Raw genomic sequence first — 8,717 nt, forward strand, 5'->3', positions numbered from 1 at the left:
TGCTCTACTGCCGCACCGGCGCGTCCTGCCCGACCGGCTCGCTCGCCGAACCGGTGACGCGCTCTTCCACCGCAGCGCGCGAACGCAGGTAGCCGATCCAGGACAGCCCCAGGCCGACGAGCACCAGCAGGACCACGCCACCCCAGCCCACCGGCAGCACCCGCGGCAGGTTGATCGCCACGAGCAGGGTGCCCACGATGCCACCCAGCGCCGCCGGGTTGGTGCGGGTGACCAGCCACGCGGCGATCGGGGCCGCGATGACGCCGCCGATGAGCAGCGCGGCGACGGCGGCCATGTTGGCCACCAGGTCATCCCACAGGCCGATGGCGAAGCCCACCGTCGCGGCGGCGGTGACCAGGAACTCCGCGGTGTTGACGGTGCCGACGATCCGCCGCGGCTCCGCCCGCCCCACCGTCAGCAGGGTGGAGGTGGTCACCGGACCCCAACCACCACCGCCGGAGGCGTCGATGAAGCCGCCGAACAGTCCCAGCCCCCCGAGGAAGCCGCGGGAGTGTTCGCCGCCGACGTTCCGGCGCACCCGGCCCCGGGAGAAGCGCCACACCAGGTTGGCACCGATGAGGGAGAGGATCGTCGCGGTAAGCGGCACCGCGGCCTCCAGCGAAAGGTTCGACAGGACGGTCGCGCCCGCGAAGGCACCGATGGCGCCGGGGATGGCCAGCCGGCGGACCACCTTCCAGTCGACGTTGCCGAAGCGCCAGTGAGAGATGCCGGAGGCCAGCGTCGTACCCAGCTCCGCGGTGTGTACGACGGCGCTGGCCTGGGCCGGACCGAGGCCGGCGAGGGCGATGAGGATGGTGGTGGAGGTGACGCCGAAGCCCATGCCGAGGCCGCCGTCGACGAGTTGCGCGGCGAGCCCGGCGAGGGCGATGAGCAGCAGCGTGGTCATGGTGCAGTCCTTCGGTAGCGCTCGGCGACGATGTCGGCCAGATCCTCCGCGAGCGGGGGGTCGGCGCTGGCGCCGCTGGCCAGCATCTGGTCCAGCAGCAGGCCATCGGTGACGAACAAGGGGATGAGGTGGGAGTTCTTGCTTATCGACGCCCGCGTCCCCGTCGCCCGCCGCACACTCACCGCGCGACCCAGGCGCTCGCCGACACGGCGGGCCAGGTCGGCGACGGCCTCCTCGGCGCGCTCATCGGAGGATCCGACGTGCGCGAGGGTGAGCTCTGCGCCTGCGGGGGGCCGGGTGCGGGCGGCGAGGAGAGCGGCGATGTCCTCGCCGGTACCCAGACCGGGGGCCGGGTGGAGCTCGAGACCGCTCGCGTCGCGGGCGGCCGCCAGGGCGGCGGGGACGTCGTGGCGGGCGTGGAAGGCGTGGGTGAACAGCAGGGGCACCACCACTGCCGCGTGGTGGCCGGCGGCGGCGAGGGAGCGGGTGGCGTCGATAAGCGAGGGGGCGTTGAACTCCAGGTGGGCGGCGCGGGCGGTGACGCCCAGCCTCTCCCCCGCGGCCGCGGTGAGGCGGTCGATGCCGGCGGCGGCGCGCGGGTGGCGGGAGCCGTGGGAGAGGGTGAGCAGGGCGGTCATCAGCGCAGGCGGTGTCCGACGAGGCCGGCGGCGAGGGTGTCGCCGGTGGCCTGGTCGATGAGGAGGAGGGAACCGACGGCGCCGCGGGCGGCGTAGGGCTCGACGGGGAGGTCGGCGGCGACGTCGATACGCACGTGGGCGATGTCGTTGAGGCCGCAGTCGGCGGGGGCGATGTCGTCGGAGAGTCCGTCGATGTCGAGGATCCGGTCGACCGAGCTCACCCGGCCGCGCACCAGCGAAGTGCCGTAACGGACCTTGATCGCGGATCCGGGGGCGAGACGACGATCGGACAGCCCCACGATGGTGGCGTCGAATGATCGCACCGGCTGCGGGTGATCCTCGCCGGCGATGAGGTCGCCGCGGATGAGGTCGATGTCATCGGCCAGGCGCACGACGACGGAGTCACCGGCGGTGGCCTTGTCCACCTCGCCGTCCGGGGTGTCGATGTGGGTGATGGTGCTGCGGCGGCCCTCGGGCAGGTGGACGGTGTCGCCGACGGTCAGCGAGCCGGCGTCGATACGCCCGGCGTAGCCGCGGTAGTCACTCGCGTGCTCGCGGATGACGTACTGGATGGGCAGGCGCACGCCCAGGTCGTGGGCGCGGCCGTGGTGGACGTCGACCGTCTCCAGGAGTTCCAGGACGGTCGGGCCGGTGTACCAGGGGAGGTTGGTGGAGGGTTCGACGACGTTGTCGCCGCGTAGCGCGGAGACCGGGATGACGTGGGCGTCGTCGACGCCGACATCCTGCGCCAGGCCGCGGAACGTGGTCTCGATCTCCCGGAAGACCTCCTCCGACCAGTCGACGAGGTCGATCTTGTTGACGGCCAGCAGGACGGTGCGCACCCCGAGCAGGGCCGCGACGGTGAGGTGACGGCGGGTCTGCTCGACGACGCCGTGGCGGGCGTCGACAAGCAGCACGACCACCTGGGACGTGGACACGCCGGTGACGGTGTTGCGGGTGTACTGCACGTGGCCGGGGGTGTCGGCGAGGATGAAGGTGCGGCGGTCGGTGGCGAAGTAGCGGTAGGCCACGTCGATGGTGATGCCCTGCTCGCGCTCGGCGCGCAGGCCGTCGACCAGCAGGGACAGGTCGAGGCCGTCGAAGCCGCGGTCGGCGGAGGTGCGTTCGACCGAGGCCAGCTGATCGGCCAGGACGGAACGGGTGTCGTGCAGCAGGCGGCCGACGAGGGTGGACTTGCCGTCGTCGACGGAGCCGGCGGTGCACAGGCGCAGGGTGTCGCGGGTGCGCAGGAGGGTGGTGGTGGACATCAGAAGTAGCCTTCCTTCTTGCGGTCCTCCATGGCGGACTCGCTGAGACGGTCGTCGGCGCGGGTGGCGCCGCGTTCGGTGAGGGTGGAGGTGGCGATCTCCGCGATGACCTCGTCGATGCTCGAGGCCTCGGAGAGCACTGCGCCGGTGCAGGACATGTCGCCGACGGTGCGGTAGCGCACCCGCTTGACCTGGAGCTTCTCACCCTCGCGGGGGCCACCCCAGTCACCGGCGGTCAGCCACATGCCGTCGCGCTCGAAGACCTCGCGGTCATGCGCGAAGTAGATCGGCGGGAGCTCGATGTCGCGGGCGCCGATGTACTCCCAGATGTCGGCCTCCGTCCAGTTGGAGATGGGGAAGACACGGATGTTCTCGCCCGGCAGGTGGCCGCCGTTGTAGAGGTGCCACAGTTCGGGGCGCTGGCGGCGCGGATCCCAGCCGCCGAAGGAGTCGCGCACGGAGAAGACGCGCTCCTTGGCACGCGCGCGCTCCTCGTCGCGGCGGGCCCCGCCGAGGACGGCGGTGTAGCCCTGCTCGGCGATGGTCTCCACCAGGGGGACGGTCTGCAGGGGGTTGCGGGTGCCGTCGGGGCGTTCGACGAGGTCACCGCGGTCGATCCAGTCCTGCACGTGCGCCACGCGCAGGCGGGCGCCGGTGCGCTCGGCCAGGCGGTCGCGGAAGTCGATGACCTCCGGGAAGTTGTGGCCGGTGTCCACGTGGAGCAGTTCGAAGGGGACGGCGGCCGGGGCGAAGGCGCGCCGGGCGAGCTCGAAGACGACGACGGAGTCCTTGCCGCCGGAAAACAGCAGCCCGATCTTGTCGAACTGGCCCGCGACCTCGCGGAGGATGTGGATGGACTCGTTCTCCAGGTCCTTGAGGTGGGGAGAGAGTCGGGTGGAAACGGCAGTGGTCATGAGTGGAGTCCGCATTCTGTCTTGTCGTTGCCGGCCCAGCGGCCGGCGCGGGGATCCTCACCGTCGGCGACGGGGAGGGTGCAGGTGGCGCATCCGATGGACGGGTAGCCCTGCCGGGTGAGGGGGTGAATGATGAGGTCGCGCTCGTCGATGAAGCGCTCGGTGTCCGCGATGGACCAGGTGACCAGCGGGGAGATCTTCAGCCGGCCGGTGGCGTCGAGGCTCAGGGCCGGGGCCTGGGCGCGGGTGGGGCCGTCGGCGCGCCGCAGGCCGGTGACCCACCCGGCGTAGGGGCTCAGGTGGACGGCGAGCGGTTCGACCTTGCGCATGCGGCAGCAGGCGGTGGGGTTGTTCCGGTAGAGGTTGGCGCCGTAGGTCGCGTCCTGTTCGCCCCGCGTGAGGGTCGGTCGCGCCGTGACCAGGGTCTGCGGATAGCGGGCGGCGACCTGCTCGGCCACCGCGAGGGTCTCGGGGAAGTGGTAGCCGGTGTCGAGGAAGAGCAGGTCCGCACTGGGCAGGTGCCAGGCGGCGAGCTCGGCGAGCACGGTGTTCTCCATGGACAGGGTCACCGCCGTGGCGCCGGGGACATGTTCGCGGGCCCAGCGGAGGATGGTGTGGGCGGGGGCGTCGTACAGCTCGGCGGCATGCTTATCGACGAGCCGCGCGTTGACCTCCCGCACCTCCTCCGGCAGCTCAGCGGTGGTGGTGGGGCCGGTGGGGCTGATCTGCGGGTCGCGGGTGGTGGTCGTGGTGGTCGGGGTGAGCAGGTTCATTCAGGTCACCTCCTGGTGTCCGTGTCGGTGCAGCGAGGCCCGGATGGCGTCGCCGGTGGAGAGTGCGGGGGCGGGGCGGTGCTCCGGGTCGTCCTGGCCGTGGTAGCGGACGGAGAAGATCCGGGTGCAGTCGCGGCAGCGCCAGGCGAAGTCGTCGGCCTCGTCGGGGAAGAGCTCCTCGCCGGCGCACCAGGGGCAGTGCAGCGGGTGGTTGCGGTTGGGGTTGGGGGCGCGGCGGAAACTCATGTGAGGTCCTCCTCGGCGGCGCGCTGCACCCACTCCTGGAAGGTCTCGCCCGCGGTGCGCTGGTCGCGGAAGTGGGTGACCACGCGGGTGACGTAGTCGCCGACCTCGGTGGCCAGCACCTTGTGTCCACGCAGCTTGCGGCCGAAGTTGGCGCCGATGTTCATGGAGCCGCCGAGGTGGACCTGGAAGCCCTCGACGCGGTTGCCCTCGGCGTCGGTGACGGTCTGGCCCTTGAAGCCGATGTCCGCGACCTGGGTGCGGGCGCAGGAGTTGGGGCAGCCGTTGAGGGCGATGCGGACGGGGACGTCGATGTCGCCGATGCGCTCCTCGAGCTCGTCGACCAGTTCCACGGCGCGGGACTTGGTGGTGGCGTGCGCCAGCTTGCAGAACTCCAGGCCGGTGCAGGAGATGATGTTGCGGCGCCACTCACTCGGCTTCGAGTACAGGCCGGTCTCATCCAGCGCGGCGGCCAGGTCGGCGAGGTCGGTGCGCTCGACGTCGAGGAAGAGCAGCTCCTTTTCCGCCGTGGTGCGGATGCGGGTGATGCCGAAGCGCTCCGCGACATCGGCGATGGCGATGAGCTGCTCGCCGGTGGTGTGGCCGACGGTCGGCTTCACACCCAGGTAGAACTTCCCGTCCTTCTGCGGGTGGATGCCGATGTGGTCGCGGTACCCGGGGTTGATGGGTTGGTGGGGGCCGTCGATAAGCGGGCGGCCGAGGTACTCGTCCTCGAGCACCTGCCGGAATTTCTCGATTCCCCATTCCGCCACGAGGAACTTCAGGCGCGCCCGGTTGCGCAGGCGGCGGTAGCCGTAGTCGCGGAAGATTCCGGCCACGCCGGCCCACACGTCCGGGACCTCATCCAGCGGGATCCAGGCGCCGAGGGACTGCGCGAGCATCGGGTTGGTGGACAGGCCGCCGCCGACGTAGCACTCGAAGCCGGGGCCGTGCTCCGGGTGGACGGAGCCGATGAAGGCGACGTCCTGGATCTCGTGGGTGACGTCCTGGCGGGAGTGCCCGGAGATGGCGGACTTGAACTTGCGCGGCAGGTTGTGGAATTCCGGGTTGGGCAGGTGCTCGCGCTGGATCCGCTCGATGGCGGGGGTGGCGTCGATGATCTCCTCCGCGGCGACACCCGCGACCGGGGAACCGAGGATGATGCGCGGCACATCACCGCAGCCCAGCAGGGGGCTCAGGCCCACGGTGTCGAGCTTTTCCCAGATCGCCGGGATGTCCTCGATGCGCAGCCAGTGCAGCTGGATGTTCTGGCGGTCGGTGAAATCAGCGGTGGAGCGGGCGTAATCGCGGGAGATCTCACCGACGGCGCGCAGGCGCTGCGGGGTGACCAGGCCGCCGTCGAAACGCACGCGCATCATGAAGTACTTGTCCTGCAGCTCGGCGTCGGGGACCTGGCCGGTGAGCTCCCCGCCGAGATCCTGCCGGCGCTGGGTGTACAGGCCCAGCCACTTGAAACGGGGGGCGATGTCATCAGCCGGGATCGAGTCGAAGCCCTGCTGGGAGTAGATGTTGATCACGCGGTCGTAGACGTCGAGGACCTCGCCGTCCTGCTTGACCTCCTCGACGTGGTTGAGTGGCGCGGTGCCGTCGATCTTCCACTGCCCCTCCGGCTTGCGGACCCGCTGGCGGCGGGTGGTGGTGGCCGTTGTCATCGCATTCTCCTTGCGTACTGCTCTGTCTGTTTCTACTTCACTGCCGGCGCTTATCGACGCCCCGTCATTCGCCCTTCCGGGCCAGTGACAGGCAGTCAAACAGACAACACGGTTCACCACAACGGTCGATCAGGTGAGGGTGCCCTAAGGAAATGAGATCGCCGCTGTAAGCGGCATATTTCGTCGACTTTCATTCACTGAATGGAAAGCGCCGAGGCGCCGCAGATGAATGAAAGAAGGCCACATGGTTGCACTTTCGCGAATCCCTGATAGCTTCACAGACCAGTCAGTCTAGGAATTGTCCCGAAAGGTCACCATGAGCCACCTCACCACCATCTCCCCTCTCCGCGTCGCCGTCATCGGCGCTGGCCCGGCGGGTATCTACGCCTCCGATCTGCTGGTCAAGAATGCGACGTCCCTGGGGCGCGAGATCCACATCGACCTCATCGAGAAGCTCCCCACCCCCTTCGGCCTCATCCGCTACGGCGTGGCCCCCGATCATCCGCGCATCAAGGGCATCATCACCGCCCTGCACAAGGTGCTCGACCGCCCGGAGATCCGTTTCCTGGGCAACATCGAGATCGGGAAGGACGTTTCCGTGGCGGAGCTGCAGGACCACTACGACGCCGTCATCTTCGCCACCGGCGCCGTCCACGACCGCGACCTGGACATTCCGGGTGCCAACGCCGAGGGCTCCTTCGGTGCCGCCGATTTCGTGGGCTTCTACGACGGCAACCCGGATTTCCCCCGCACCTGGGACCTGTCCGCGCAGTCCGTGGCCGTCATCGGCGTGGGCAATGTCGGACTCGACGTCGCCCGCGTCTTGGCCAAGTCCGCCGAGGAGCTCAACATCACGGAGATCCCGGCAAACGTCTACGAGACGCTGCGCACCAACCAGGCCACCGAGGTCCACGTCTTCGGCCGACGCGGCCCCGCGCAGGCGAAGTTCACCCCGCAGGAACTCAAGGAACTCGACCACTCCCCCACCGTCAACGTCGTCGTGGACCCGGAGGACATCGACTACGACGAGGCCAGCATCGCCGCCCGCACCGAGTCCAAGTCCCAGGACCTGGTCTGCCAGATCCTCGAGGGCTACGCCATCCGCGAACCGAAGGAGGCCCCGCACACCCTGCAGATCCACCTCTTCGAGTCCCCGGTGGAGATCCTCACCCACGACGGCCGCGTCGTCGGCCTGCGCACCGAGCGCACCGAGCTCGACGGTTCCGGCAACGTCCGCGGCACCGGCGCCTTCACCGACTGGCCGGTCCAGGCCGTCTACCGCGCCGTGGGCTACCGTTCCGAGCCGGTTGCCGGTGTGCCCTTCAACCATGTCGAGCACGTCATCCCCAACGACGGCGGCCACGTTCTCGACAACGCGGGCGCTCCGGTCCCGGGCCTCTACGCCACCGGCTGGATCAAGCGCGGCCCCATCGGCCTGATCGGCAACACCAAGTCCGACGCGAAGGAGACCACGGATCTCCTGCTCGCCGACGCCGCCGCCGGGCTTCTCGACGCCCCCTCCCAGTCCCCCGACGCCCTCCTCGAGCTTCTCGACGCCCGCCGCATCCCCGTCACCACCTGGGAAGGCTGGTACCGCCTCGACGCCGAGGAGCGCCGCCTGGGTGAGGAGTCCGGCATCGAGGGCCGCGAGCGCCGCAAGATCGTCGAATGGGAGGACATGGTCGCTCACGCCCACGTGGTGCCGGCCCACGCCCGGTAATTTGGTCCACCCTCACCAACGCCGGAGGAGCACAGCAGCAGACCCCCTCTCAGGATCCTCTGACGGCATTCCCCCGCCCGCTTGGCTGCCGACATGCGTGAAACGGCATATTTCCTTTCGCTCGCCCGCACCTCTGACCTGCGGCAATGTTTGGTTGTCCAAATTGTTATCGCCCGGAGGCCCCTCAAATTCACCACCGTTGATGTGATCACTGTTACCCTGAAGTAGGTAAACATCAGCAAACGAAACTAAAGGAGAAACATCATGCGCGGAGGCGGACTCATTTGGACCATCGTCGGCATCCTGGCGATCATCGCCCTGATCATCTGGATCATGTCGGCAATGTAATTTCTCAGAAAAGGCGCAGACCATCGGTCTGCACCTTTTCTTTATTCCCCACCCACCGACACCACTGTCCCCGGTACCTCCCCACGGAGGGCCGGGGACAGTGGTTTTTGGGGACGAGGATGTGAGTGGAGGAGAGAGTTGAGCTATCTACTTGGAGTGCCGGGACCTGAAGGTGACCTACGCACAGCACCACTGGAGGTGGCAAGGATAAGCCTTATCCTTGCAACCTTTCC

At 69.0% G+C, this 8,717-nt stretch carries 8 protein-coding genes; 1 reads left to right on the forward strand and 7 read right to left on the reverse strand.

The features are described from left to right. Window positions 1-4 precede the first annotated feature (4 nt). The 7 genes from Q4F73_RS04140 to Q4F73_RS04170 are packed head-to-tail and all read right to left on the reverse strand — an operon-like array spanning window position 5 to window position 6,416. Window positions 5-907, reverse strand: coding sequence for a sulfite exporter TauE/SafE family protein (locus tag Q4F73_RS04140; protein ID WP_303358092.1), 903 nt, complete (start codon window positions 905-907; stop codon window positions 5-7). Continuing rightward, window positions 904-1,545, reverse strand: a complete 642-nt coding sequence (locus tag Q4F73_RS04145) for a sirohydrochlorin chelatase (RefSeq protein ID WP_303358093.1) — start codon at window positions 1,543-1,545, stop codon at window positions 904-906. The genes Q4F73_RS04140 and Q4F73_RS04145 overlap by 4 nt, the downstream gene beginning before the upstream one ends. Next, on the reverse strand, window positions 1,545-2,813 hold the full coding sequence (locus Q4F73_RS04150; protein ID WP_303358094.1) for a sulfate adenylyltransferase subunit 1: 1,269 nt from the start codon (window positions 2,811-2,813) through the stop codon (window positions 1,545-1,547). The genes Q4F73_RS04145 and Q4F73_RS04150 overlap by 1 nt, the downstream gene beginning before the upstream one ends. Next, window positions 2,813-3,727, reverse strand: coding sequence for a sulfate adenylyltransferase subunit CysD (gene cysD, locus Q4F73_RS04155; RefSeq protein ID WP_303358095.1), 915 nt, complete (start codon window positions 3,725-3,727; stop codon window positions 2,813-2,815). Before cysD ends, Q4F73_RS04150 begins: the two co-directional genes overlap by 1 nt. Next, window positions 3,724-4,500 (reverse strand): phosphoadenylyl-sulfate reductase, encoded by a 777-nt coding sequence (locus Q4F73_RS04160; RefSeq protein ID WP_303358096.1) that lies wholly within the window; start codon window positions 4,498-4,500, stop codon window positions 3,724-3,726. The genes cysD and Q4F73_RS04160 overlap by 4 nt, the downstream gene beginning before the upstream one ends. After that, window positions 4,501-4,746 carry a hypothetical protein gene (locus Q4F73_RS04165; RefSeq protein WP_303358097.1) on the reverse strand — a complete coding sequence of 82 codons (246 nt, stop codon included), beginning with the start codon at window positions 4,744-4,746 and terminating at the stop codon, window positions 4,501-4,503. Then, entirely contained in the window at window positions 4,743-6,416 is a 1,674-nt protein-coding gene (locus Q4F73_RS04170) for a nitrite/sulfite reductase (RefSeq protein ID WP_303358098.1), read from the reverse strand. The genes Q4F73_RS04165 and Q4F73_RS04170 overlap by 4 nt, the downstream gene beginning before the upstream one ends. A 316-nt stretch (window positions 6,417-6,732) precedes the next feature. On the opposite strand from Q4F73_RS04170, the gene Q4F73_RS04175 reads away from it, so the two are divergent. Then, window positions 6,733-8,136: an FAD-dependent oxidoreductase gene (locus Q4F73_RS04175; RefSeq protein WP_303358099.1), complete on the forward strand. Its 1,404-nt coding sequence runs from the start codon at window positions 6,733-6,735 to the stop codon at window positions 8,134-8,136. Window positions 8,137-8,717 lie beyond the last annotated feature (581 nt).

This window comes from Corynebacterium sp. (assembly GCF_030535495.1).
Taxonomy (GTDB): domain Bacteria; phylum Actinomycetota; class Actinomycetes; order Mycobacteriales; family Mycobacteriaceae; genus Corynebacterium.

Coding starts and splice junctions, on each gene's coding strand:
- Q4F73_RS04140 (WP_303358092.1), bottom strand. CDS start 907: ATGACCACGCTGCTGCTCATCGCCCTCGCCGGGCTCGCCGCGCAACTC.
- Q4F73_RS04145 (WP_303358093.1), bottom strand. CDS start 1,545: ATGACCGCCCTGCTCACCCTCTCCCACGGCTCCCGCCACCCGCGCGCC.
- Q4F73_RS04150 (WP_303358094.1), bottom strand. CDS start 2,813: ATGTCCACCACCACCCTCCTGCGCACCCGCGACACCCTGCGCCTGTGC.
- cysD (WP_303358095.1), bottom strand. CDS start 3,727: ATGACCACTGCCGTTTCCACCCGACTCTCTCCCCACCTCAAGGACCTG.
- Q4F73_RS04160 (WP_303358096.1), bottom strand. CDS start 4,500: ATGAACCTGCTCACCCCGACCACCACGACCACCACCCGCGACCCGCAG.
- Q4F73_RS04165 (WP_303358097.1), bottom strand. CDS start 4,746: ATGAGTTTCCGCCGCGCCCCCAACCCCAACCGCAACCACCCGCTGCAC.
- Q4F73_RS04170 (WP_303358098.1), bottom strand. CDS start 6,416: ATGACAACGGCCACCACCACCCGCCGCCAGCGGGTCCGCAAGCCGGAG.
- Q4F73_RS04175 (WP_303358099.1), top strand. CDS start 6,733: ATGAGCCACCTCACCACCATCTCCCCTCTCCGCGTCGCCGTCATCGGC.